20 protein-coding genes are annotated in these 24,577 nt (G+C 60.2%); 7 read left to right on the top strand and 13 right to left on the bottom strand.

What is annotated here, in order from left to right; all coding sequences use genetic code 11:
- Positions 1-148: 148 nt before the first annotated feature.
- The gene (gene pmbA / locus GNF76_RS12745; RefSeq protein ID WP_155583504.1) at positions 149-1,495 is read right to left on the bottom strand and encodes a metalloprotease PmbA; all 1,347 of its coding nucleotides are present in this window, start codon (positions 1,493-1,495) and stop codon (positions 149-151) included.
- Between the two features lie 108 nt (positions 1,496-1,603).
- On the opposite strand from pmbA, the gene yjgA reads away from it, so the two are divergent.
- A complete protein-coding gene (yjgA, locus tag GNF76_RS12750) occupies positions 1,604-2,125 on the top strand; it encodes a ribosome biogenesis factor YjgA (RefSeq protein ID WP_155583505.1) in 522 nt (173 codons plus the stop codon).
- 45 nt (positions 2,126-2,170) lie between these two features.
- Here yjgA and tldD read toward each other — a convergent pair whose 3' ends face one another.
- The 8 genes from tldD to mreB form a co-directional block, all read right to left on the bottom strand.
- Complete coding sequence (tldD, locus tag GNF76_RS12755; RefSeq protein WP_155583506.1) at positions 2,171-3,613, bottom strand: metalloprotease TldD; 1,443 nt, start codon at positions 3,611-3,613, stop codon at positions 2,171-2,173.
- A 16-nt stretch (positions 3,614-3,629) separates the two neighbouring features.
- Positions 3,630-4,478, bottom strand: a complete 849-nt coding sequence (locus GNF76_RS12760) for a carbon-nitrogen hydrolase family protein (protein WP_155583507.1) — start codon at positions 4,476-4,478, stop codon at positions 3,630-3,632.
- 98 nt (positions 4,479-4,576) lie between these two features.
- On the bottom strand, positions 4,577-8,392 hold the full coding sequence (locus GNF76_RS12765) for a YhdP family protein (protein ID WP_155583508.1): 3,816 nt from the start codon (positions 8,390-8,392) through the stop codon (positions 4,577-4,579).
- A gap of 75 nt (positions 8,393-8,467) precedes the next feature.
- Complete coding sequence (gene rng / locus GNF76_RS12770) at positions 8,468-9,925, bottom strand: ribonuclease G (RefSeq protein ID WP_155583509.1); 1,458 nt, start codon at positions 9,923-9,925, stop codon at positions 8,468-8,470.
- Between the two features lie 70 nt (positions 9,926-9,995).
- Positions 9,996-10,592: a Maf family protein gene (locus tag GNF76_RS12775; RefSeq protein WP_155583510.1), complete on the bottom strand. Its 597-nt coding sequence runs from the start codon at positions 10,590-10,592 to the stop codon at positions 9,996-9,998.
- A gap of 51 nt (positions 10,593-10,643) precedes the next feature.
- Positions 10,644-11,132, bottom strand: coding sequence for a rod shape-determining protein MreD (mreD, locus tag GNF76_RS12780; RefSeq protein ID WP_155583511.1), 489 nt, complete (start codon positions 11,130-11,132; stop codon positions 10,644-10,646).
- Positions 11,132-12,253: a rod shape-determining protein MreC gene (gene mreC / locus GNF76_RS12785; RefSeq protein WP_178123321.1), complete on the bottom strand. Its 1,122-nt coding sequence runs from the start codon at positions 12,251-12,253 to the stop codon at positions 11,132-11,134. The genes mreD and mreC overlap by 1 nt, the downstream gene beginning before the upstream one ends.
- 140 nt (positions 12,254-12,393) lie before the next feature.
- Positions 12,394-13,431 (bottom strand): rod shape-determining protein MreB, encoded by a 1,038-nt coding sequence (gene mreB / locus GNF76_RS12790; protein WP_002555108.1) that lies wholly within the window; start codon positions 13,429-13,431, stop codon positions 12,394-12,396.
- Positions 13,432-13,641: 210 nt separating this feature from the next.
- Here mreB and gatC point away from each other — a divergent pair, with 210 nt between their 5' ends.
- The 6 genes from gatC to GNF76_RS12820 all read left to right on the top strand — a co-directional run bounded on the left by gatC (position 13,642) and on the right by GNF76_RS12820 (position 18,865).
- Entirely contained in the window at positions 13,642-13,929 is a 288-nt protein-coding gene (gatC, locus tag GNF76_RS12795) for an Asp-tRNA(Asn)/Glu-tRNA(Gln) amidotransferase subunit GatC (RefSeq protein ID WP_032860102.1), read from the top strand.
- A gap of 16 nt (positions 13,930-13,945) precedes the next feature.
- Positions 13,946-15,397 carry an Asp-tRNA(Asn)/Glu-tRNA(Gln) amidotransferase subunit GatA gene (gene gatA, locus GNF76_RS12800; protein WP_155583513.1) on the top strand — a complete coding sequence of 484 codons (1,452 nt, stop codon included), beginning with the start codon at positions 13,946-13,948 and terminating at the stop codon, positions 15,395-15,397.
- A 10-nt stretch (positions 15,398-15,407) separates the two neighbouring features.
- A complete protein-coding gene (gatB, locus tag GNF76_RS12805; protein ID WP_155583514.1) occupies positions 15,408-16,853 on the top strand; it encodes an Asp-tRNA(Asn)/Glu-tRNA(Gln) amidotransferase subunit GatB in 1,446 nt (481 codons plus the stop codon).
- 156 nt (positions 16,854-17,009) lie between these two features.
- Entirely contained in the window at positions 17,010-17,381 is a 372-nt protein-coding gene (locus GNF76_RS12810; protein WP_155583515.1) for a septal ring lytic transglycosylase RlpA family protein, read from the top strand.
- Between the two features lie 60 nt (positions 17,382-17,441).
- The gene (locus GNF76_RS12815; RefSeq protein WP_178123322.1) at positions 17,442-18,488 is read left to right on the top strand and encodes a calcium/sodium antiporter; all 1,047 of its coding nucleotides are present in this window, start codon (positions 17,442-17,444) and stop codon (positions 18,486-18,488) included.
- Entirely contained in the window at positions 18,485-18,865 is a 381-nt protein-coding gene (locus GNF76_RS12820) for a carboxymuconolactone decarboxylase family protein (protein ID WP_155583517.1), read from the top strand. Before GNF76_RS12815 ends, GNF76_RS12820 begins: the two co-directional genes overlap by 4 nt.
- Here the strand turns inward: GNF76_RS12820 and GNF76_RS12825 are convergent.
- The 4 genes from GNF76_RS12825 to GNF76_RS12840 all read right to left on the bottom strand — a co-directional run bounded on the left by GNF76_RS12825 (position 18,862) and on the right by GNF76_RS12840 (position 24,563).
- Positions 18,862-19,803: an AEC family transporter gene (locus GNF76_RS12825; RefSeq protein ID WP_155583518.1), complete on the bottom strand. Its 942-nt coding sequence runs from the start codon at positions 19,801-19,803 to the stop codon at positions 18,862-18,864. The genes GNF76_RS12820 and GNF76_RS12825 overlap by 4 nt on opposite strands.
- A gap of 187 nt (positions 19,804-19,990) precedes the next feature.
- Positions 19,991-21,544 (bottom strand): galactarate dehydratase, encoded by a 1,554-nt coding sequence (garD, locus tag GNF76_RS12830; RefSeq protein WP_155583519.1) that lies wholly within the window; start codon positions 21,542-21,544, stop codon positions 19,991-19,993.
- 13 nt (positions 21,545-21,557) lie between these two features.
- A complete protein-coding gene (locus GNF76_RS12835; RefSeq protein ID WP_155583520.1) occupies positions 21,558-22,922 on the bottom strand; it encodes an MFS transporter in 1,365 nt (454 codons plus the stop codon).
- Between the two features lie 195 nt (positions 22,923-23,117).
- Entirely contained in the window at positions 23,118-24,563 is a 1,446-nt protein-coding gene (locus tag GNF76_RS12840; RefSeq protein WP_178123309.1) for an aldehyde dehydrogenase family protein, read from the bottom strand.
- Between the last annotated feature and the right edge of the window lie 14 nt (positions 24,564-24,577).

The raw sequence follows: 24,577 nt of genomic DNA on the forward strand, positions 1-24,577 counted from the left end.
ACTCATTCGGTAATGATACTTATTATTAAATGATATTGAGAATCAAAACAATAGCATCCCACCAATCGTCTGCCGCGCAACGTGATCTCCAGGCACAAAAAAGGCGCGCCACCCAATGGGTGGCGCGCCTTTTCAAACCGTCGGAGCGTTAGCTACCGGCGACCGTCATCCTCTCGATCAGCACCGAACCCGTGCGGATATTGCTGCGAAGCTCCAGGTCATTACCCACCGCAACAATCTGCTTGAACATGTCGCGCATATTGCCGGCGATGGTCACTTCCTGGACGGCGAACTGAATTTCGCCATTTTCGACCCAGAAACCCGCCGCACCACGAGAGTAATCACCCGTGACCATGTTCAGGCCATGCCCCATTAATTCGGTAACCAGCAAACCACGCCCCATACGCCGCAACAGCGCTGCCTGGTCTTCATCACCATGGGTCACGAACAGGTTATGCACGCCACCGGAGTTGGCAGTGCTCGGCAGGCCGAGTTTGCGCCCTGCGTAGGTGCCCAACACATAAGACACCAACTCACCACTCTCGACAAACGGCTTGGCATAGGTCGCCAAGCCATCGCCGTCGAATGCCGAACTGCCCATGGCACGCATCAGATGCGGCCGCTCATCAATGGTCAGCCACTCAGGGAACAGCTTCTGACCGATCGACCCTTCCAGGAACGAGGATTTGCGGTACAGGTTACCGCCGGAAATCGCCCCCAGAAAACTGCCGAACAATCCACCGGCCAGCTCCGCCGAAAACAGCACCGGCACTTCGCAGGTTGGCACCGGGCGCGCGCCAAGGCGGCTCGCCGCTCGTTGCGCGGCACGCTGGCCAATGCTGACCGGATCAGCCAGCAATTCGCCCTGGCGGTTCACGTCATACCAGTAATCGCGCTGCATCTGGCCATCGGCCTCGGCAATCATCACGCAGCTCAAGCTATGGCGAGTGGAAGCATAACCCCCAATGAAACCATGACTGTTGCCATACACGCGGCAACCCTGATGGGTACTCAAGGTGGTGCCATCGGCATTCTTGATCCGGCTGTCAGCATCAAACGCTGCCGCTTCACAGGTCAGCGCCTGTTCGATGGCCTGCTCCGGGGTGATATCCCAGGCATGAAACAGATCAAAGTCCTTCAAGTCCTTGGCCATCAAGGCTTTATCAGCCAGCCCCGAACTTTCGTCTTCAGAGGTGTGCTTGGCAATGGCCAGCGCCGCAGCAACGGTCTCGCGAATCGCTTCCGGGCCACTGGCGGACGTGCTTGCCGAACCTTTGCGCTGGCCGACGTACAAGGTGATGCCAAACCCTTGGTCGCGGTTGAATTCAACGGTTTCCACTTCCCGCTGACGCACCGACGTCGACAACCCTTGCTCCAGGGACACCGCCACTTCACAGGCACTGGCCCCCTGGCGCTTGGCCTCGGCAAGGATCTGCTCGACTTGTTCCTGCAGTGCCGGTAACGCTTGCGGACCGACGCTTTGGGCTGCACTCATGGTTTTCTCCACTCAAATTCTGCTTTCGGTTAAGGCCTTCGAGCGACCGGGCCGGACAAGCGGCCCCCGACTGGTTATCATGGCGGCGTTTCTTTGCGGACTGCCACCATGGTTGATTCTTACGACGACTCCCTCGATGGGGAGAAAAGCAAAACCCAGGTCAAACGCGAGCTGCATGCTCTGGTTGACCTTGGCGAGCGCCTTACAACGCTCAAGCCTGACTTGCTGGCAAAACTGCCCTTGACCGACGCCATGCGCCGGGCCTTGGCCGATGCGCCCAAGCACACCGCGAATATCGCGCGTAAACGGCACATCATGTTTATCGGCAAGCTGATGCGCGACCAGGACACTGACGCCATTCTGACTTTGCTCGACCAAATGGATGCCTCCACTCGCCAGTACAACGAACGTTTTCACAATCTGGAACGCTGGCGTGACCGCTTGATCGCGGGCGACGACGCCGTCCTGGAAAAGTTCGTCCTGGACTACCCGGATGCCGACCGCCAGCAACTGCGCTCCCTGATCCGTCAGGCCCAGCACGAACTGGCGCAGAACAAGCCACCGGCCACCAGCCGTAAAATCTTCAAGTACATCCGTGAGCTGGACGAGACTCAACGCGGCCTGCGCTGATCCTCTTCCCCGGGTGGCGACCTTCGCCACCCGAAGCTCCCGTGCTTATGACCCCGTGCCACCCACGGTGATCGCGTCAATTTTCAAGGTCGGCTGACCAACACCCACCGGCACCGACTGCCCATCCTTCCCGCACGTCCCCACACCGCTGTCCAACGCCAGGTCGTTACCGACCATCGACACCTTGCTCATGGCTTCCGGGCCGTTACCGATCAGTGTTGCCCCTTTGACCGGCGCGGTAATCTTGCCGTCTTCGATCAAATACGCCTCGCTGGTGGAGAACACGAACTTGCCGCTGGTGATGTCCACCTGCCCGCCACCGAGGTTGGCGCAGTAGATACCGCGTTTCACCGAAGCGATGATTTCGGCGGGATCGCTTTCGCCACCCAACATGTAAGTGTTGGTCATGCGCGGCATCGGCAGGTGCGCGTAGGACTCACGGCGACCGTTACCCGTACGGGCTACGCCCATCAGGCGGGCGTTGAGCTTGTCTTGCATGTAACCCTTGAGCACACCGTTTTCGATCAGCGTGGTGCATTCGGTCGGCGTGCCTTCGTCATCGACGCTCAACGAGCCACGACGCCCGGCCAGGGTGCCGTCATCGACGATGGTGCAGAGTTTGGAGGCAACCATTTCACCCATGCGACCGCTGTAGGCCGAACTGCCCTTACGGTTGAAGTCGCCTTCAAGACCGTGACCTACCGCTTCATGCAGCAGAACTCCGGACCAGCCCGAGCCCAGCACGACCGGCAAGGTACCCGCCGGGGCCGGAATCGCTTCCAGGTTAACCAGCGCCTGGCGCAGCGCTTCACGGGCATACCCCATGGCGCGGTCTTCGGTCAGGAAATAACGGTAATCCGTACGTCCGCCACCGCCATGGCCACCACGCTCACGACGACCGTTTTGCTCAACGATCACACTGACGTTAAAACGCACCAATGGCCGTACGTCTGCGGCCAGACCGCCGTCGGTGGAGGCCACCAGGATTCGCTCCCAGACGCCGGCCATGCTCACGGTGACTTGCTGGATACGCGGGTCCAAAGCACGAGTTGCCGCATCCACACGCTTGAGCAGCTCGACCTTTTCGGCCCGGCTGATCACTTCCAGTGGGTTATCCGGCGCATACAACTGAGCCACATCCTGGGTGCTGAACGCCTGCACCGTACCGTTTTGCCCGGCACGGGAGATCGAACGAGCCGCGCGGGCGGCCAAACCCAGCGCTTCGAGGGTGATGGCATTGCTGTAGGCAAAACCGGTTTTTTCACCGGATTGCGCTCGCACACCCACCCCTTGGTCCAGGTTGAAACTGCCTTCCTTGACGATGCCGTCTTCCAGCGCCCAGGACTCGGAGATCTGCCCCTGGAAATACAAATCGGCGGCGTCGATACCCGGCCCGGCCAGATCGCCCAGCACGGTTTGCAAGCTTTCGATGGTCACGCCACCGGGCGCCAGGAGGTGTTCACTGACTGAGGACAACAACTCGCTCATAGGTTTGGCCTTAAATTCATCGTTCTGAAGCAGGTCGCTGCGCGCCCTGCGAGAAAAAGCGCCGATGGTTCACCACCGGCATGCGCGCCCGTATCGACGCCTGTTCACTGCTATCGCGTTCGGCCAGCAACACCGCTTCGCCTTGATCCTGTTGTGTCAGCACTCGCCCCCAGGGGTCGACAATCGCTGCATGGCCGAAGGTTTCCCGTGGCCCCGGATGCACGCCGCCTTGAGCGGCTGCCAGCAGGTAACACTGGGTTTCGATGGCCCTGGCACGAATCAACACGTCCCAATGTGCAGCCCCGGTCACCGCCGTAAACGCCGAAGGTGCGGTAATCAGTTCAGCCCCGGCAGCCCGTAACTCGCTGTACAGCTCCGGGAAACGCAAGTCGTAACAAACCGTCAGCCCCAGACGGCCCACGGGGGTATCCGCTACCACCACCTGACTACCGTAAGCATAGTCATCGGATTCTCGATAACGACCTCGGGTGTCGGCCACATCGACATCAAACAAATGCAGCTTGTCGTAACGGGCGACGATCTCACCGTGTTCATTGATCAGCAACGAGCAGGCATTGGACTTGGCCGTCGGCTGTCCTTCGGGCGGTAGCGGCAAAGTGCCGGCCACTATCCATAAGGTGAGGTCGCGGGCGGTCTGTTTCAACCAGGGCAAGATTGGGCCTTCACCCAAGGCCTCGGCACGGCCGATCTCGGCGACGTCACGACGACCCATGGCAGCGAAGTTCTCCGGCAGGACCGCCAGCCGAGCACCGCCGGCAGCCGCCTGCTCAAGCAGACGACGTGCCTGGGCGAGATTGGCCAGCACGTCGCTTTGGCTGACCATTTGAATGACTGAGATGGACATGACGGGCTCCTGCATTCGAGACGGATGGATCATGACACTGTAAAGGCGGCCCTGCGGACCGCATCGCAGCCTCGTGCCTCGGCAGCGGCTACCGGACGTTATTGTGGCTTTTCAAATGGTTTGTCGAAGCTGATTTTCGGGTCCTTCCAAGGGCCTTGAACCTTGTATTGCACGCTGGCAAAACGAGAAACCCGGTCACCAATCAGCTTGTCGATCAAAAACAATGCACCACCAATGGCCGGCGCCCCAACGATCAACGCCGCGATCGGCAGGTTGTTGGTCACCGGCAAGGTCACCAGCAGCTTGGCATCGACCCGGTCAGCCACCAGGTCCAGGGTGCCGTTAATCTCCAGGTTGGTGGATGGACCAGTCATGGTGATCGGCTCACGAGTGACAAACACGCCGTTACTGGCCGCCAGCAAACCCTTGACCCGGTCATAACTCAAACCCTTGCCGAGCAAGTCGGAAAAGTCCAGGCGCAAACGTCGACCAATGGAGTTGAAGTTCAGCAGACCAAACACCCGCAGGGCCTGAGCTCCACCTTCTACTTCAACGAACTGACCTTTGCGGAAACTGGCGTCCAGGCTGCCGGAGAAGCGCTTGGGCCCGACCCAGGCCGGCGAACCCGGCCAGCGCCCGTCCACATCCAGATGGAAATCCTCGCTGGTCACGGTCGGGGCAAAACCCCAGCCCTTGAGCACATCAGCGATGTTCTTGCCATCCAGGCGCCCTTTGTACCAGCTGCTGCTGACGCCCGGCGCACCTTCCCAGCCACCGGCGCCTTTGAGTTGCATGCCCTTGAGACCCAGGTCGAGGTTATTGAAAGCCATGCCCTTGGCGGTCGGCCGAACCTTCAGCGACCAGGCACCAATCAAATCTGGCCCCTGGAACAGTTGGTCAATGGCGATATCCAGTGCCGGGATCTGCTTGGGATCTACATCCGCCAGCGGGTCTGGCGCATTTTCATCGGCCTGCACCGAGGGGTCGACCGCCGGCAACTTCACGTACTGCAAGTTGACCGCAATCGGTGCGCCTTTGGCATCCGGCAACCCTACAGTGCCTTTGGCTTGCAGGCTGTCGAGTTGCAAAGCCCAGGCAGCCGGCTTGCGATCCAACAGCAACGTGACCTGATCGAACTGAGTGCCAAAACCGGTCAGCTTGCCGACCTTGAAGTTCGCACCGCTCAACAGTTGCTTGGCACTGCCGCCCGGGTCATTGCCGGCATAACGATCCGCCAGCTTTTTCCAAGGGTCGATATCCAGCTCCGACAACACGCCACGAATGCGCAGGCCTTTAGCGCCTGGCAACAGCGCATCACCGTCACCCAGAAACAGTTCACCGCGACCGTCAGCAAAATTGTCCGCCGGCGCAGCAAAGGTAAAGTTCGCTAACTCGCCATAATCAAACCAGTAGCGCCGCTCCTTGCCTTGCAAGGTCATGCGGAACACCGTGTCGCGCCCCTGGCTGGCGGGCATACCGAAGGGTGCTGGCAGATCGACCAGCGTGCCCTTGAGGTTGGAGCTGACCATCAACTGACTGTCAGCGCCGTCCAGGTTCAATTGCAACTGGTAAGGGATATCGCCTGAGACCGGCAATGGCTGGCTGACCTTGAGCCAGTCGGTCAGTTTCTTGACCGCCACCTGCCCCTTGGCTGTGACCCGGGTACTGAGATTGCCAGGCTTGCCATCGGCAAAGATCTGCGCGGTGATCGGCCGGTCAAACGCCTGGGCACTAATATTCTGGCCGCTGAGGCCCTTGGCGCTGTCGAAGCGGAAGTCACCCTTGAGTTGACTCAGGTCCAGCGCAGGCTCGGCCAACTGCAGCCGTGCCTTGTCCGTCTTGAAGTCCACTACGATCTTTGGCTCGGTGTTCTTGGCCAGCGGAACATCCAGGTCCAGATTCCCCTGCAAATCGCCCTCGCCTTTCCAGCCGGCAAAGGTCGATGCCGTACCAATCGGCGCTTCCTGGAGAATTTTCAGACCATCCCCCAAGCCGCCGGCAAAACCACCGGTCAGCAACAGGTGACTGTCCTGCCCGCTGGGAGCGTGGGGAATGTTGACGTAGATGTCCTTGACCTTGGTGTCGAGTAACTGCCCCTTGCTGGCCAGGATGCGTACACCGGTCTCTTCGACAAACACTTCACCTGCGACCTTGCTGACATGAGGCCAACCAGGCTGGAACGCCAACTCGGCGTCATGCACCTTGAAAAACAGGCTGATATTGCGCGCAGCCGTCGCTGCATCGTGGTTCAGCGAGCCCTGATACTGGAAGAAACCTTGATCCACAGCCCCCTTGAGAACCGCCGTACGCAGCCATTCGTCCAACGCCGGGCTCAGGACCGCCGGCAGGTATTTGGAAGTAAAACGCCCGTCGCCGTCGACCATACCGACCCGCAGGTCCATGTAGTCTTCCTGGCTATGGTCAAAATGCAGGCGAATGAGGAAGTCGGCAGCGACCTTGCCCTCTTCTCCCAGCACCTTGATATACGGCGCGATCAGGGTGAAACCTTCTTTATCCAGCTTCCAGGTCAGCCGGGCGTTGGCCTGGATGTACTGCCAGGGCTTGGCGAAGATCGGGAACAGATGCAGCGAAAAATCCTTGCTGTCCATGCGCAGTTCGCCATGCCCCAAATCACCGCTGATGCTGCCGGTGACATTGCGGGCCGCCGGCGCACCGAAATAGGCATCGAAGCCGATCCGATCGAGGTTGGCGGTAAAGCTCACTTTCTGGTCGGTGGTGTCCTGGGGACGATAATCCGCCAGTACATTGCGCAAGGTCCCGGTCGCTTTCAGATGCTCGACCGCCTTGGCTACGCCTTCCGGCAGAGGTGCCAGGGCATTGAGCAAAGGCGTGATGGGGGTCAGGTCCAGATGATCAGCCTGCAGATTCCAGACTTCCTGCGCATTGCCCGTGGCCAACGTCTGCTGCAATTGCAGGCGTGACTCCCAGCGAGTCTCCCCCAGGTTCATCGCCAGGGAGTCGAAGAGCACCTTGAGGTCGCTGTCACTGCGCTGTACATAAGCCGTCAGTGCCAGGTTCTCGATGTGCGCCGGTTTGCGGTCGGCATAGCTGAGGCGCAATTGCGGAGCGTTGAGGCGCACGACAGCGCTTTGCACGGTGCCTTGGCCCCAGTTCAGCCAGAACTCGCCACCGGCCTTGAATTCACTGAGCTTCCATTGCTGGGTCAGTTTTGCCGGGATCCAGCGGGCCCAGTCACTTTGTGGCAGGCTCAGGTAAGCCTGGACCTCTGCGTACTTCAATTGGTCAGCCCTGATCCGGGTGCGCAGGTTCAGCGCCAGGGGCTGGCCATCCGGCAGGGTCAACCGTGCGTCGAGGCGTTGACGGGAGGCACCCACTTGCAGGTTCACACCAACATAGGTGAGTGTGACTGGCTCCTGGCCGAACGGTTGCAAGGTCACCTGGCTATCAAGCAGCGACAGCTCCGACACCATTTGCATGCGTGTGAACAACTGCTGCGGATCCAGCGGTTGGTCATCCTGCACCGGCAGGCCTTGCAGCGCCCAATGGCCGTCCTTGTCCTCTTTGACGCTGACCTGCAGGCCACTGACTTCCAAGTGCGCAATACGCACTTCCCACGCCAGCAGGCTGGCCCAGACATCCGGCACCACTTGCACCTGGTCCAGGCGCAGTGCACTGCTGCCTTCTCCGACCATCACATCGTGAGCCAGCAACACCGGCGCCAAGCCACTCCAGCGCCCTTCCAGGCTGCCAATGCTCAAGGGCATATCCACCGCGGCCCGTGCCTTGGCTTCGATTTCACCCCGGTATTGCGCCACCAACGGCGTCAACTCACGGCCCAGGCTGACGTAGACCGCTGCCAGAACCAGCAGCAAGGCGCACAGGCCAAGGCCCCAGCGGGTCAATGCGGCAAAAAAGCGTATCAGACGCTCCATGTCAGGCGACCCTCAAGACGGTAATCGGACGGCAGATCAAGGTCTGCCGGTCTCGTTGAAAAAAACATACGCGAATCAGAGCAGCACCACGTCGTATTGTTCCTGCGAATACATGGTTTCAACCTGGAAGCGAATCGTGCGACCAATGAACCCTTCCAGCTCTGCCACATTGCCTGACTCTTCATCCAGCAGTCGGTCGACCACTTTCTGATTGGCCAGCACCCTGTAGCCCTCAGCCTGATAGGCGCGTGCCTCTCGGAGAATTTCCCGGAAAATCTCGTAGCACACCGTTTCCGGGGTTTTCAGTTTTCCGCGTCCCTGGCAACTGCTGCAGGGTTCGCACAACACTTGCTCGAGACTCTCGCGGGTGCGCTTGCGGGTCATCTGCACCAGGCCCAACTCAGTGATCCCGATAATGTTGGTCTTCGCGTGATCCCGCTCCAGTTGTTTCTCGAGGGTACGCAACACCTGGCGCTGGTGCTCTTCATCTTCCATGTCGATGAAGTCGATGATGATGATCCCGCCCAGGTTGCGCAGGCGCAGTTGGCGAGCAATCGCCGTGGCGGCTTCGAGGTTGGTCTTGAAGATGGTTTCTTCGAGGTTGCGATGGCCGACAAAGGCCCCCGTGTTGACGTCGATGGTGCTCATGGCTTCCGCCGGGTCCACCACCAGGTAGCCGCCAGACTTGAGCGGCACTTTGCGCTCCAGGGCCTTCTGGATTTCGTCTTCGACGCCATACAGGTCGAAGATCGGACGCTCTCCAGGGTAATGTTCCAGGCGATCGGCAATTTCCGGCATCAGCTCGGCAACAAATTGCGTGGTGCGCTGGAAGGTTTCCCGCGAGTCGATGCGAATTTTCTCGATTTTTGGGCTGACCAGGTCGCGCAGCGTGCGCAAGGCCAGGCCCAGGTCTTCATAAATGACGCTCGGTGCACCAATGGTTTTGATCTGCGCGTCGATCTGATCCCACAAGCGGCGCAGGTAGCGGATATCCATGAGGATTTCATCCGCCCCGGCACCTTCGGCGGCGGTGCGCAAAATAAAGCCGCCCGCTTCCTTGATGCCTTCCTGGGCCACGCAATCGCTGACCACCTTTTTCAGGCGCTCACGTTCGGCTTCATCTTCGATCTTCAGGGAAATACCGACGTGAGCCGTACGCGGCATGTACACCAGATAGCGGGAAGGAATCGACAGCTGGGTCGTCAGTCGCGCGCCCTTGGAACCAATCGGGTCCTTGGTGACTTGCACCACCAGGCTTTGCCCTTCATGCACCAGAGCACTGATGCTTTCGACGGCAGGGCCCTCGCGCAGGGAGATTTCCGAGGCATGGATAAACGCGGCGCGGTCCAGGCCGATGTCGACAAACGCCGCCTGCATGCCCGGCAACACCCGCACCACCTTGCCTTTATAGATATTGCCGACGATCCCGCGCTTCTGGGTGCGCTCCACATGCACTTCTTGCAAAACACCGTTTTCTACCACCGCCACGCGTGATTCCATCGGCGTGATATTGATCAGAATCTCTTCACTCATGGCTGGGTCTCGTTCAGGCGTTTTCACAATAGTGACCGATCGCTTAAGGCTTGGCGCGCAAATACGGCGTTTAGCGCACGGTAAGGTTTTGCCAACAGGGTATGCCGAATTGGCCCAGCAGTTCCGCGGTTTCGCACACAGGCAGTCCTACAACGGCGGAGTAGCTGCCATTGAGCCCGGCCACAAACACCGCGCCCAGCCCTTGGATAGCATAGCCGCCCGCCTTGTCTTGGGGTTCGCCGCTGTGCCAGTAAGTGGTGGCTTCGTCTGCCGATATCTTGCGAAACCGTACGCGACTGCTCACCAGCCGCGTTTCGCAATGCTGGCCGTCAAGCAGGGAGATGGCAGTAAGGACTTCGTGTTCACGATCAGAAAGAGCCAGCAACATGGCCAGGGCGTCGGCCTGGTCCAGCGGCTTGCCGAGGATCTGACCGTCGAGGATCACTGCGGTATCGGCGCCCAATACACAGGCGCCCAACGTATCAGCCAACGCTGCACGGCCAGCCGCTGCCTTGCCACGGGCAAGGCGTTCGACGTAGGACACCGCTGATTCATCGGCCAGGGGAGTTTCATCAATAGCTGCGCTGACCACGGTGAAAGGCACACCGATCTGGGTCAGGAGCTCACGCCGCCGGGGGGATCCGGAGGCCAGATAAAGCGAGTTCATTCCAGACTCTCCCTGTGGGGTTTGATAACCAGGCAGAGCCTCGAGATCCATTCAGTTGATTTTGTAGCGGCGACGCAACCCACGCAGGCCAAAACTGATCCAGGGCCACAGCAACGCACTGACCAGCGCCGGCAGAACCAGCGCCAACGTCGGCTGGCGATTACCGGTCAAGGCGCTGAGCCACAGCTGTACCAACTGGGCCAGGCCGAATATCACCAGGATCACCAGGCACTGTTGCCACATCGGGAACATGCGTAAACGCTGCTGCAGCGACAGTACCAGAAAGGTAATCAACGTCAGGATCAAGGCGTTCTGACCGAGCAAGGTGCCGTACAACACATCTTCGGCCAACCCCAGACACATGGCCGTGACCATACCGACCTTGTGAGGCAGCGTCAGGGACCAGAATGCCAGCAACAACGCCAGCCACAGCGGGCGCAGGATTTCCATGAACTGCGGCAACGGCGAAACGCTGAGCAGCAAGCCGATGGCGAAGGTCAGCCAGACGATCCAGCCATTACGCGAATGAGTACCGGCCATTATTCCTCCCTCTGCCGAGTGGTTGCCGGCGCCGCCGCCGGTGGTTTGGTGGCGGCAGGAGCCACAGGTGGCTTGGCGGCAGCCGGAGTTGCAGGCTTGACGGGGCGCGCACTGTGGGCAACAGGCTTGGCAGGTGTGGCAACCGGTGCGGCAGGTGCGGCAGGCGCTGCCGGTACCGCAGCGGGTGCAGCGGCTGGAGCCGGTTTCGGCACGGTTGCCGGAATAATCGGTGTGGTGCCGTTTTGCTTGTCTTCCGCTTCCTGGGCCTGGGCGGCTTCGTTAGCGCGTTCTTCCGGGGTGCGGTTGTCGCTGAACACTAGCAGCAGATAACGACTGCGGTTCAAGGCGGCGGTCGGCACGGCACGGACAATGGCGAATGGCTGGCCGGAATCGTGAATCACCTCCTTGACCGTCGCCACTGGGTAACCTGCCGGGAAGCGCTGACCCAGGCCGGAGCTGACCAACAGGTCGCCTTCCTTGATATCAGCGGTGTCCGCTACATGACGCAGTTCCAGGCGTTCAGGGTTACCGGTGCCGCTGGCAATCGCCCGCAAACCATTACGGTTGACCTGCACCGGAATGCTGTGGGTGGTGTCGGTGAGCAACAGGACGCGGGAGGTATACGGCATCAACTCCACCACTTGGCCCATCAGGCCACGGGCATCGAGCACCGGCTGGCCAAGGACCACACCGTCGCGCTCACCCTTGTTGATGATGATGCGATGCGTGAAGGGGTTCGGGTCCATGCCGATCAACTCGGCCACTTCGACCTTCTCGTTGACCAACGCGGAAGAATTGAGCAACTCGCGTAGCCGAACGTTCTGCTCGGTCAGGGCCGCCAGCTTTTGCATACGCCCCTGCAACAGCAGGTTTTCGGTCTTGAGTTTTTCGTTTTCGGCGACCAGCTCGGTACGGCTGCCAAACTGGCTGGCCACACCTTGCCATAGCCGTTGCGGCAGGTCAGTGATCCAGTAGGACTGCATCAGCACCAGCGACATCTGGCTACGCACTGGCTTGAGCAGTGTGAAGCGGGCATCGACCACCATCAGCGCGACCGATAGCACGACCAGCACCAACAGGCGCACGCCCAATGAGGGGCCTTTGGCGAAAAGCGGTTTAATAAGCCGCTCCTCCCAGGCAAATGTTTTCTTTATTCATACGGCATCAAACCGGCCTGGATGCAGATTGAAGAAGATAAACGCCAACAGGCAGCACTGCAAAGTGCTGCCTGCGAGCGAAACATGGGCGAACCAGCAACATCTTATTCGCTGGAAAGCAGGTCCATGGTGTGTTTATCCATCATTTCCAGTGCACGACCACCGCCACGGGCAACGCAGGTCAGCGGGTCTTCGGCGACGATTACCGGCAGACCGGTTTCCTGGGCCAGCAACTTGTCGAGGTCACGCAGCAAGGCGCCACCACCGGTCAGTACCAGGCCACGCTCGGCGATATCGGAAGCCAGCTCCGGTGGCGATTGCTCCAGGGCGCTCTTCACAGCCTGAACGATGGTGGCCAGGGACTCTTGCAGAGCTTCCAGCACTTCGTTGGAGTTCAGGGTGAACGCACGTGGAACGCCTTCGGCCAGGTTGCGACCGCGAACATCGACTTCGCGAACTTCGCCGCCCGGGTAAGCGGTGCCGATTTCCTGCTTGATGCGCTCGGCGGTAGATTCGCCGATCAAGCTGCCGTAGTTACGACGCACATAAGTGATGATCGCTTCGTCGAAGCGGTCGCCGCCCACACGCACGGATTCGGCATACACCACACCGTTCAGGGAGATCAGGGCGATTTCAGTGGTACCGCCACCGATATCCACCACCATCGAACCGCGCGCCTCTTCAACCGGCAGGCCGGCACCGATCGCAGCAGCCATCGGCTCTTCGATCAGGAACACTTCACGGGCACCGGCACCAAGGGCCGATTCACGGATGGCACGACGCTCCACCTGGGTGGACTTGCACGGAACACAGATCAGCACACGAGGGCTGGGCTGCAGAAAGCTGTTTTCGTGAACCTTGTTGATAAAGTACTGCAGCATCTTCTCGCAGACGCTGAAGTCGGCAATCACGCCATCCTTCATCGGACGAATGGCAGCAATGTTGCCCGGCGTTCGGCCAAGCATACGTTTGGCCTCGGTGCCAACGGCAACGACACTTTTCTGATTACCATGGGTCCGAATAGCCACAACCGATGGCTCATTCAGGACGATACCGCGCTCGCGCACGTAAATAAGGGTGTTGGCAGTGCCCAGGTCGATGGAAAGATCGCTGGAAAACATGCCACGCAGTTTCTTGAACATGGGAAAGGGACCCTAGGCAACGCGTGGGTAAAAAAGTGCGGCAAACTCTAACAACGACAGGGATTTTGGGCAAGGCGCCAATATGTTAAATTGACCGACTTTCTGTGCACCAACCCCCACAATCGCGGCCTTATGACCGTAGAAATGCGGTAGTGTTCCGACAATCTAACACACGGATAGCTTCCGTTCTGTTTTCCACTGGAGAATCCCATGGCGCTTGAACGCTCCGACGTGGAAAAAATCGCTCATTTGGCCTGCCTTGGCCTCAATGAAGCCGATCTTCCACAGACCACCGCAGCCCTGAACAGCATTCTCGGGCTGGTCGACCAAATGCAGGCCGTGAATACCGACGGTATCGAGCCCCTGGCTCACCCACTGGAAGCCAGCCAGCGCCTGCGCGCAGACGTCGTGACCGAACGCAATCATCGCGAGGCCTACCAGTCCATCGCACCAGCGGTCGAAAACGGCCTGTACCTGGTTCCGAAAGTCATCGACTAAAGGGAAAGAGCCTGCAATGCATCAATTGACTCTGGCCGAGATCGCCCGCGGTCTCGCCGATAAAAAGTTTTCTTCCGAAGAACTGACCAAGACCCTGCTGGCGCGTATCGCCGCGCTGGACCCCAAGGTCAACAGCTTCATCAGCCTCACCGAAGAGCTGGCCCTGAGCCAGGCCAAGGCCGCCGACGCCCGTCGCGCCAACGGTGAGAACGGCGCCCTGTTGGGTGCGCCGATTGCCCACAAAGACCTGTTCTGCACCCAGGGCATTCGCACCAGTTGCGGCTCGAAGATGCTCGACAACTTCAAGGCGCCTTACGACGCCACCGTGGTCGCCAAGCTGGCCGCTGCTGGCGCCGTGACCCTGGGCAAGACCAACATGGACGAGTTCGCCATGGGTTCGGCCAACGAGTCGAGCTACTACGGCGCGGTGAAAAACCCGTGGAACCTTGCGCACGTGCCAGGTGGTTCGTCCGGTGGTTCGGCCGCTGCCGTGGCCGCACGCTTCCTGCCAGCCGCCACCGCAACCGACACCGGCGGCTCGATCCGCCAACCGGCCGCCTTCACCAACCTCACCGGTCTGAAACCGACGTACGGTCGTGTTTCCCGTTGGGGCATGATTGCCTACGCTTCCAGTCTCGATCAGGGCGGCCCTTTGGCGCGTACGGCTGAAGACTGCGCAATATTGTTACAAGGCATGGCAGGCTTCGACTCGCAGGATTCCACCAGCATTGATGAGCCAGTGCCAGACTACAGCGCCAGCCTCAATACCTCACTCAAAGGCCTGCGCATTGGCGTGCCAAAAGAGTATTTCAGCGCCGGCCTCGACCCGCGAATTGCTGAACTGGTGCACAACAGCGTCAAGGAGCTGGAAAAGCTCGGCGCGGTGATCAAGGAAATCAGCCTGCCGAACAACCAGCACGCGATTCCGGCCTACTACGTGATCGCCCCGGCAGAAGCGTCCTCCAACCTGTCGCGGTTCGACGGCGTGCGCTTCGGCTACCGTTGCGAAGACCCGAAAGACCTGACCGACCTTTATAAGCGTTCCCGTGGCGAAGGCTTCGGCGTGGAAGTGCAACGCCGCATCATGGTCGGCGCCTACGCCCTGTCAGCCGGTTACTACGACGCGTACTACCTCAAGGCGCAAAAGATCCGTCGCCTGATCAAGAACGACTTCATGGCCGCCTTTAATGAAGTCGACGTGATCCTCGGCCCAACCACGCCGAACCCGGCCTGGAAGATTGGCGCCAAGACCGGCGACCCGATCGCCGAGTACCTGGAAGACCTGTACACCATCACCGCCAACCTCGCGGGCTTGCCGGGCTTGTCCATGCCCGCAGGTTTCGTCGATGGCCTGCCGGTGGGCGTGCAACTGCTCGCTCCGTATTTCCAGGAAGGCCGCCTGCTCAATGTGGCGCACCAGTACCAGTTGAACACTGACTGGCACACTCGCACCCCTACCGGCTTCTGAGGAGAACACTATGCAATGGGAAGTTGTGATCGGGCTGGAGATTCATACCCAGCTCGCCACCCAATCGAAGATTTTCTCCGGCAGCGCCACCACCTTCGGCTCCGAACCGAACACCCAGGCCAGCCTGGTAGACCTGGGCATGCCCGGCGTATTGCCGGTGCTGAACCAGGAAGCGGTGCGCATGGCGGTGATGTTCGGCCTGGCAATTGACGCCGAGATCGGCCAACACAACGTGTTCGCCCGCAAGAACTACTTCTACCCGGATTTGCCCAAGGGCTACCAGATCAGCCAGATGGAATTGCCAATCGTCGGCAAGGGCTACCTGGACATCCCGCTGGAAGACGGCACCATCAAACGAGTCGGCGTAACCCGTGCGCACCTGGAAGAAGATGCCGGCAAGAGCCTGCATGAAGAATTCAACGGTGCCACCGGCATCGACCTGAACCGCGCCGGCACCCCGTTGCTGGAAATCGTGTCCGAGCCGGACATGCGCAGCGCCAAGGAAGCGGTGGCTTACGTCAAGACGATCCACGCGCTGGTGCGTTACCTGGGCATCTGCGACGGCAACATGGCCGAAGGCTCCCTGCGTTGCGACTGCAACGTGTCGGTGCGGCCAAAAGGCCAGGCCGAGTACGGCACCCGCTGCGAGATCAAGAACGTCAACTCGTTCCGTTTCATCGAGAAGGCGATCAACACCGAAGTGCGTCGCCAGATCGAGCTGATCGAAGACGGTGGCAAGGTGATCCAGCAGACGCGCCTGTACGACCCGAACAAAGACGAAACCCGCGCCATGCGCAGCAAAGAGGAAGCCAACGACTACCGTTACTTCCCCGACCCGGACCTGTTGCCGGTGGTCATCGAGGATTCGTTCCTCAATGATGTACGCGCTACCCTGCCGGAATTGCCGCCGCAAAAACGCGAGCGTTTCCAGGAGCAGTTCGGCCTGTCGGTCTACGATGCCAGCGTTTTGGCCTCGAGCCGCGAGCAAGCCGACTACTTCGAAAAAGTCGTGAGCATCGCCGGCGACGCCAAACTGGCGGCCAACTGGGTGATGGTCGAGCTGGGCAGCCTGCTGAACAAACAGGGCCTGGAAATCGACGAGGCACCGGTGTCGGCCGAGCAGTTGGGCGGCATGTTGCTGCGGATCAAGGACAACACCATCTCCGGCAAGATCGCCAAGACCGTGTTTGAAGCCATGGCCGCAGGCGAAGGCAGCAGCGACGAGATCATCGAGAAGCGCGGCCTCAAGCAAGTCACTGACAGCGGCGCCATTTCGGCGGTGCTCGACGAGATGCTCGCAGCCAATGCCGAACAGGTCGAACAATACCGCGCGGCGGATGAAGCCAAGCGCGGCAAGATGTTCGGCTTCTTTGTCGGTCAGGCGATGAAGGCCTCCAAGGGCAAAGCCAACCCGCAACAGGTCAACGAATTGCTGAAAAGCAAACTCGAGGGCTGATAGCGGTTGCCTCTCTGTAGGAACCTGCTTGTGTGGGAGCTGGCTTGCCTGCGATAGCATCACCTCGGTGCATCTGAAAGACCGAGGCACTTGCATCGCGGGCAAGCCCGGCTCCCGCAGGAGTGGGCTCGCGCATTAATTTCGGGGACACCTTTAATGAAGCGTCTACTCGGCCTCCTGGCCCTGTTTTCCCTGCTCACCGGCTGCGCCAGCGGGCTCATTGACCCCAACGGCTACGACGAAACCGGCACCGCGTCCTACTACGGCGCCAAGCACCACGGCAAACGTACCGCCAGCGGTGAAGCCTTCAATCAGAACGGCCTGACCGCCGCTCACCGCCGCCTGCCCTTTGGCACGCGGGTCAAAGTCACCAACCTCAATAACGACAAAAGCGTCGTGGTCCGTATCAATGACCGTGGCCCTCACACCCGTGGGCGCCTGATCGATCTTTCGCGCAAGGCCGCCGAGCAATTGGGTATGCTGCGCAGCGGGACCGCGCGCGTTCGTGTGCAAGCCCTGAGCAACTGACCGACGGGAGCCCTGACCATTTTCGGATTAACCGCCCTATCGCCCTTCAGCCTGATCGAACTGATCAGTGGCCTGGTGTTGCTGATTCTCGGTGCCGAAGTGCTGGTGCGCGCCGCCGTCCGCCTGGCTGCCAGCCTCAAGGTGCGGCCGCTGATCATCGGCTTGAGCATCGTCGCCTTCGGCAGCAGCGCGCCGCAGATGGCCGTCAGCTTGCAAGCCACCCTGGCGGACAACACCGACATCGCCGTGGGCAGCGTGATCGGTAGCAGTATCTTCAATATCCTCGTCACCCTCGGCCTGTCAGCGTTGATCATTCCGTTGCGGGTCTCACGCCAACTGGTGCGCCTGGATATCCCGGTGATGATCCTCGCCAGCCTGCTGGTGTTTGCGCTCTCCGCCAACGAAATACTGACCCCTGTGGATGGCCTGCTCTTGCTGACCGCACTGGTGGCTTATCTTGGCTTGCTGCTCTACCAGACGCGCCATTCCCGTCGCCCTCGCACCCGTGACACGGTGGTGCAGGCGCCATGGCTGAGCAGCGTACTCTGCATGATTGCCGGCCTGCTGTTGCTGGTGTTTGCCGGGCACCTGTTGCTGGGGGCGGCGGTAGAAGTCGCCAGTGATCTGGGCCTGTCCGAACGCGTCATCGGCCTGACCATTGTCGGTGTCAGCACCTCATTGCCTTGCCTGGCGACCTCGCTGATCGCCGCCCTGCGTGGAGAACGCGAGATTGCCGTGGGCAACGTGATCGGCAGCAACCTGTTCAATCTGCTGGGCGTGCTGGGTTTTACCGCCCTGGTGGCGCCGTCGCCGCTGTCGGTATCGCCCAACGCCCTGGACTTCGACCTGCCGGTGATGCTCGGTGTCGCAGTCCTGTGCCTGCCGGTGTTCTATTCCGGTTACCGGATTACCCGGGCCGAAGGCTTGCTGTTGCTGGGACTGTACCTGGCCTACGGGCTGCATGTGATTTCGTTCACCACCGGTATGCCCCTGGCCAACAGGCTGGAACAACTGATGCTGTATTACGTCCTGCCAGCACTGGTGGCTTTCCTGTTGTTCACCTCGCTGCGAGCCTGGCGCCGCCAACACAAGAGGGAATCGCAATGACCGATCAAAAGAAGCCCGGGGTTGAAATGCGTCGCCAGGTCATGGGCGATGTGTTCGTCGATCGCGCCCTGGGTAATGCCACCGAATTCACCCAGCCGCTGCAGGATTTCGTCAATGAGCATGCCTGGGGCAGCGTTTGGAATCGTGACGGCTTGCCGCTGAAAACCCGCAGCCTGATCACCCTCGCAGCCTTGACTGCGCTCAAGTGCCCGCAGGAGCTCAAAGGGCATGTGCGCGGCGCATTGAACAATGGCTGCACAGTGGAGGAGATTCGCGAAGCGCTGTTGCATTGCGCGGTGTATGCCGGCGTGCCGGCGGCGATTGATGCATTCCGCGCCGCCCAGGAAGTCATCGACAGCTACCAGAAAGAAGCCTAGATCCAGCCGCCCGCCTGCAACACAAAGATCCCGATATTCGTGGTCACCGCGGCCATCAGCGTAGTGATCACGATGATCGCCGCCGCCAACTCATGATTGCCTTGCGCTGCCCGGGCCATGACGAAACTGGCTGCTGCTGTCGGAGCCCCAAAGTACAGAAACAGAATCCCCAGCTCAGGCCCACGGAACCCACACAACCACGCACCGAGGGTAGCCAGTACCGGCAGGCCGATCATCTTCACCAGGCTGGCGCTCAAGGCCATATCGCCGCTCTTGCGCAAGGCGGCCAATGACAAGGTTCCACCAATGCAAATCAAGGCCAGCGGCAAGGTCATGTCCGCCAGGTACTGCCCCGAAGCTTGCAGCCAGTTGGGCAAGCCGATCTGGAAGTAAGCGAAAGGCGTCGCCGCGATCACGCTGATAATCAGCGGGTTGCTGATCACACTTTTGAAGATGCTCCATGGGTCGGACTTGATCACCGGGCTGTACACCGCCAGCACAATGGTCGACAGCGTGTTGTAGAACAGGATCACCAGCGCCGCGAGGATCGCCCCGAGGGAAATCCCGTAATCGCCATACATGCTGGCCGCCAGTGCCAGGCCGATCACCCCGTTATTACCGCGAAATGCGCCCTGGGCATAGATGCCACGGTCTTCCCGTGGGCAGCGCCAGATCGCCCAGCCCCAGGCCAGGGCGAAGCTCAGCAGCGTGGCGACGGCGAAGTAGATCAACAACCCGGGCTTGAGCGCCGAGTGCAAGTCCGCATGGAGAATCCCGAGGAACAGCAATGCCGGCATGGTGACGTTGAACACCAGGGCCGACGCGACATGAATGAAGTTGTCGTTGATCCAGTTGATGCGCTTGAGCAGCACACCGAGAAACAGCATGGCAAACACTGGCGCGGTGATGTTCAGGGTCGCGAGGAAGATTGCCAGCATGCCGGGAAGAGCCTTGGGTGAGCGTCGGTAGGTGACAATGATAAGCCAGCATAGGCAGCTTCGTCTGGAGTCCACAAATCAAAAGTGGGAGCTGGCTTGCCTGCGATGGCGTCGGCGCAGCAAACGCCGTGGTTAACCGGCCCACCGCTATCGCAGGCAAGCCAGCTCCCACACTGAGTAATCGGTCTCAGGTAATCGGCGCCGGGTTGAACAACGTGATGTCATTGTGCAGTTTGTGCCGCTCAGCCCAGGTCTGCTTCTTGCCGCTGGCCACGTCCAGATAGAAGTGGAACAACTCCCAGCCCAGTTCTTCGATCGTCGCCCGCCCCGTAGCGATCCGCCCCGCATCGATATCGATCAGATCCGGCCAGCGCTGGGCCAGTTCGGTCCGTGTCGAGACTTTCACCACCGGCGCCATCGCCAACCCATAGGGCGTACCGCGCCCGGTGGTGAACACATGCAGGTTCATCCCGGCCGCCAGTTGCAAGGTGCCGCAGACAAAATCACTGGCGGGCGTCGCGCAGAAGATCAGGCCCTTGTGCTTGAACCGCTCACCCGGACCGAGTACGCCATTGATTGCGCTGCTACCCGACTTGACGATGGAGCCCAGGGACTTCTCGACAATGTTCGACAACCCGCCCTTCTTGTTCCCCGGCGTGGTGTTGGCGCTGCGGTCCGCCTCACCCTTGGCCAGGTAGCGGTCGTACCAGTCCATTTCCCGTACCAGCTCCTGAGCGACTTCCTTGCTCTGCGCGCGAGCAGTCAGCAGGTAGATGGCATCACGGACTTCAGTCACCTCGGAAAACATCACCGTCGCACCCGCCCGCAACAACAGGTCTGACGCATAGCCCAACGCCGGGTTGGCGGTGATACCGGAAAACGCATCGCTGCCACCGCATTGCATGCCCAGGATCAGCTCCGACGCTGGCACCGTTTCGCGCCGCCGCAGGTCGAGCTTCTTCAGTCGGGTTTCTGCCAGGCCCATGATCTGTTCGATCATCTCGGTAAACCCGTGGCTGGCATCCTGAAGGCGATACAGCCAGGGCTCACTCAGGTCCACGGAGCTGTCGTTGTCATGCATCACCTGCCCGGCCTGCAACTTCTCGCAGCCCAGGCTGATGACCAGCGCCTCGCCCCCCAGATTCGGATTACGCGCCAGGTTGCGCACCGTGCGGATCGGAATGTAAGCGTCAGTGGCGGTAATCGCCACGCCGCAGCCGTAGCTGTGGGTCAGCGCCACCACGTCGTCGACGTTCGGGTACTTGGGCAACAACTCGTTCTTGATGCGCTGGAGCGCATGGTCCAGCACCCCGGTCACACACTGCACGGTGGTGGTGATACCCAGAATGTTGCGCGTGCCGACGGTGCCGTCAGCATTGCGATAGCCCTCGAAGGTGAAGCCCTCCAACGGCGTCTGAACTTCTGGCACCTCAGTGGACAGCGGCAAGCTATCCAGGGGCGGCGCGGTAGGCATGCGCAGTTGATCTTCCTTGACCCAACTGCCCCGGGGAATCGGCTGCAAGGCATAACCAATGGTTTGCCCATAACGAATGATCTGCCCGCCTTCGGGAATATCTTCCAGCGTGACCTTGTGGCTCTGGGGGATGAAATCCACCGTCACCAGGCCATCCGGGAATTCGGTTCCGGCCGGTACGCCCTGGTCATTGACCACAATCACCACGTTATCCCGCTCGTGCAAACGGATAGAGCGCGGTGAGTCGGCATGTTCAATCAAGTGCATGACGCGGGCCCCTTCAGGAATGCGCTTGGGAAAGTTTAGTCAGCTCGGGGCCTTTGGCCGGTGGCTCCTTGAGCACCACGCGCTTGATCGGGCCGACAATCACCAGGTAACTGAACACCGCCACCAAGGCATTCGCACCGACGAAGACCAGCGCCCACTTGAACGAGCCGGTGGTGCTGATGATGTAGCCGATCACAATCGGTGTGGTGATCGAGGCGATGTTGCCGAACATGTTGAACAAGCCGCCGCTCAACCCGGCGATTTGTTTCGGCGAGGTGTCGGACACCACCGCCCAACCGAGTGCGCCAACGCCTTTGCCAAAGAAGGCCAGCGCCATGAATCCCACCACCATCCATTCGATGTCGACGTAGTTGCACGCCACGATGCTGCTGGAAATCAGCAGCCCGCCAATGATCGGCGCCTTGCGGGCGAAGGTCAGCGAATGGCCTTTGCGCAGCAGGTAGTCGGAAATCACCCCGCCCAAGACGCCACCGATAAAGCCGCAGATGGCCGGCAACGACGCAATGAACCCCGCCTTGAGGATCGTCATGCCGCGCTCCTGCACCAGGTACACCGGGAACCAGGTCAGGAAGAAATAGGTAATACCGTTGATGCAGTACTGGCCCAGGTACACGCCGAGCATCATGCGGTTGGTCAGCAACTGGCGGATGTAATCCCACTTCGGTCCATCAACTGCCTTACCTTTGCCCTTGTCCTGATCCATATCGACCATGCCGCCGTTGTCAGCGATGTGCTGGAGCTCGGCGTCATTGATCATCGGGTGCTGGCGCGGGCTGTGGATAACTTTCAGCCAGATCAGCGAGAACACAATGCCGATGCCGCCCATGACGATAAACACGTGCTGCCAGCCAAAGGTGTAGACGATCCAGCCCATCAACGGCGCGAACAGCACCGTCGCGAAGTACTGCGCCGAGTTGAAGATCGCCGACGCTGTGCCGCGCTCGGCGGTCGGAAACCAGGCGGCGACGATCCGCGCATTGCCGGGAAAGGATGGCGCTTCGGCCAGGCCCACCAGGAAGCGCAGCATGAACAGCGCGACAATGGCGGTTGAAAGGCCAAACTCACCGACATAACCCTGCAACACCGTGAACAGTGACCAGGTGAAGATGCTCAGTGCATAGATTTTTTTCGAACCAAAACGGTCCAGCAGCCAGCCGCCGGGAATTTGCCCGGCCACGTAGGCCCAACCGAATGCGGAGAAGATATAACCGAGGGTGACCGCGTCGATGCCGAGGTCTTTTTGCAGGCTGGAGCCGGCGATGGCGATGGTGGCCCGGTCGGCGTAGTTGATCGTGGTCACCAGGAACAGCATGAGCAGGATCAAATAGCGGACATGGGTCGGCTTGGTCGCTTGCATGTAGATGTACTCCCACTAATTATTTTTTTTGCGGGTAATTTCGTTGTTTTGTGAGAGCCGCTTTATGCGGGAGTCGGGCTTGCCCGCGATGCGGGCACCTCGGCGTGTCAGGAACACCTTGGTGATGCAATCGCAGGCAAGCCAGCTCCCACATAAAGCCGCCCCTATCAGCCAGCCTCTACAAAGGTGCTGCTGTTACGAACCGATGTAGCTGGTTTTCACCACTGTGTAGAACTCTTGCGCATAGCGACCCTGCTCACGCGAACCGTAGGATGAACCTTTACGGCCACCGAACGGAACGTGGTAATCCACACCGGCGGTCGGCAGGTTAACCATCACCATCCCGGCCTGGGAGTGACGCTTGAAGTGGTTGGCGTACTTCAACGACGTGGTGGCAATGCCCGCCGACAGACCGAACTCGGTGTCATTGGCCATCGCCAGCGCCGCCTCGTAATCCGCCACGCGAACCACGTTGGCCACCGGGCCAAAGATCTCTTCTCGGCTGATGCGCATGGCGGCTTCGCTGTCGGCAAACAGCGTCGGGGCCAAGTAGTAACCTTCGGTATCGCAGGTCACCAAGCCGCCACCGCTCACCAGCCGCGCACCTTCGCTTTGGCCAATGTCTATGTATTTCAGGTCCTGATCCAATTGCGCCTGGGACACCACCGGGCCGATGTCGGTGCCGGTTTTCAGGGCGTGGCCGACCTTGATCGACTTCATCCGTTCAGCCATGGCGGCAACGAACTGGTCGTGAATTCCGGCGGTGACAATCAAACGGCTGGAAGCAGTGCAACGCTGGCCTGTGGAATAGAACGCGCTCTGTACCGACAGCTCTACAGCCTGTTTGAGGTCGGCGTCATCCAGAATGATCTGCGGGTTCTTGCCGCCCATTTCCAACTGCACTTTGGCCTGGCGCGACACACAGCTGACAGCGATTTGCCGTCCGACGCCAACCGAACCGGTAAAGCTGATGCCATCAACTTTCGGGCTATTAACCATGGCATCGCCAACGGTACGACCGCTGCCCATCACCAGATTGAACACACCGGCCGGGAAGCCGGCGCGGGAGATAATTTCCGCCAGGGCCCAGGCACAACCCGGAACCAACTCGGCGGGTTTGAGCACGACGCAGTTGCCATAGGCCAACGCCGGGGCAATCTTCCAGGCAGGGATGGCAATCGGGAAGTTCCACGGGGTGATCAGGCCAACCACACCGAGGGCTTCACGGGTGACTTCAACATTGACGCCTGGACGAACCGACGGCAGGTAGTCGCCGGACAGACGCAGGCATTCACCGGCGAAGAACTTGAAGATATTACCGGCGCGGGTCACTTCGCCGATGGCTTCGGGCAGGGTCTTGCCCTCCTCCCGGGCCAGCAAGGTGCCAAGCTCTTCGCGGCGGGCGAGGATTTCACTGCCGACTTTGTCCAGGGCGTCATGACGCGCCTGGATACCCGAGGTCGACCAGGCCGGGAACGCAGCGCGGGCGGCGTCAATGGCGGCGTGGACTTGAGCGAGGTCAGCCTTGGCGTAATCGCCAATGACATCAGACAACTCAGACGGGTTGATATTGGCCGAATAGTCGGCGCCAGCGACCCATTGGCCGCCGATGTAGTTGTCAAAACGTTTGGCTTGAGACACGAATCTTCTCCTGA

The organism is Pseudomonas spelaei (assembly GCF_009724245.1).
Taxonomy (GTDB): domain Bacteria; phylum Pseudomonadota; class Gammaproteobacteria; order Pseudomonadales; family Pseudomonadaceae; genus Aquipseudomonas; species Aquipseudomonas spelaei.

Bases quoted from the DNA above. Each gene is read 5' to 3' on its own strand.
- pmbA (WP_155583504.1), bottom strand. From the start codon at position 1,495: ATGAGTGCAGCCCAAAGCGTCGGTCCGCAAGCGTTACCGGCACTGCAG.
- yjgA (WP_155583505.1), top strand. From the start codon at position 1,604: ATGGTTGATTCTTACGACGACTCCCTCGATGGGGAGAAAAGCAAAACC.
- tldD (WP_155583506.1), bottom strand. From the start codon at position 3,613: ATGAGCGAGTTGTTGTCCTCAGTCAGTGAACACCTCCTGGCGCCCGGT.
- GNF76_RS12760 (WP_155583507.1), bottom strand. From the start codon at position 4,478: ATGTCCATCTCAGTCATTCAAATGGTCAGCCAAAGCGACGTGCTGGCC.
- GNF76_RS12765 (WP_155583508.1), bottom strand. From the start codon at position 8,392: ATGGAGCGTCTGATACGCTTTTTTGCCGCATTGACCCGCTGGGGCCTT.
- rng (WP_155583509.1), bottom strand. From the start codon at position 9,925: ATGAGTGAAGAGATTCTGATCAATATCACGCCGATGGAATCACGCGTG.
- GNF76_RS12775 (WP_155583510.1), bottom strand. From the start codon at position 10,592: ATGAACTCGCTTTATCTGGCCTCCGGATCCCCCCGGCGGCGTGAGCTC.
- mreD (WP_155583511.1), bottom strand. From the start codon at position 11,132: ATGGCCGGTACTCATTCGCGTAATGGCTGGATCGTCTGGCTGACCTTC.
- mreB (WP_002555108.1), bottom strand. From the start codon at position 13,431: ATGTTCAAGAAACTGCGTGGCATGTTTTCCAGCGATCTTTCCATCGAC.
- gatC (WP_032860102.1), top strand. From the start codon at position 13,642: ATGGCGCTTGAACGCTCCGACGTGGAAAAAATCGCTCATTTGGCCTGC.
- gatA (WP_155583513.1), top strand. From the start codon at position 13,946: ATGCATCAATTGACTCTGGCCGAGATCGCCCGCGGTCTCGCCGATAAA.
- gatB (WP_155583514.1), top strand. From the start codon at position 15,408: ATGCAATGGGAAGTTGTGATCGGGCTGGAGATTCATACCCAGCTCGCC.
- GNF76_RS12810 (WP_155583515.1), top strand. From the start codon at position 17,010: ATGAAGCGTCTACTCGGCCTCCTGGCCCTGTTTTCCCTGCTCACCGGC.
- GNF76_RS12820 (WP_155583517.1), top strand. From the start codon at position 18,485: ATGACCGATCAAAAGAAGCCCGGGGTTGAAATGCGTCGCCAGGTCATG.
- GNF76_RS12825 (WP_155583518.1), bottom strand. From the start codon at position 19,803: ATGCTGGCAATCTTCCTCGCGACCCTGAACATCACCGCGCCAGTGTTT.
- garD (WP_155583519.1), bottom strand. From the start codon at position 21,544: ATGCACTTGATTGAACATGCCGACTCACCGCGCTCTATCCGTTTGCAC.
- GNF76_RS12835 (WP_155583520.1), bottom strand. From the start codon at position 22,922: ATGCAAGCGACCAAGCCGACCCATGTCCGCTATTTGATCCTGCTCATG.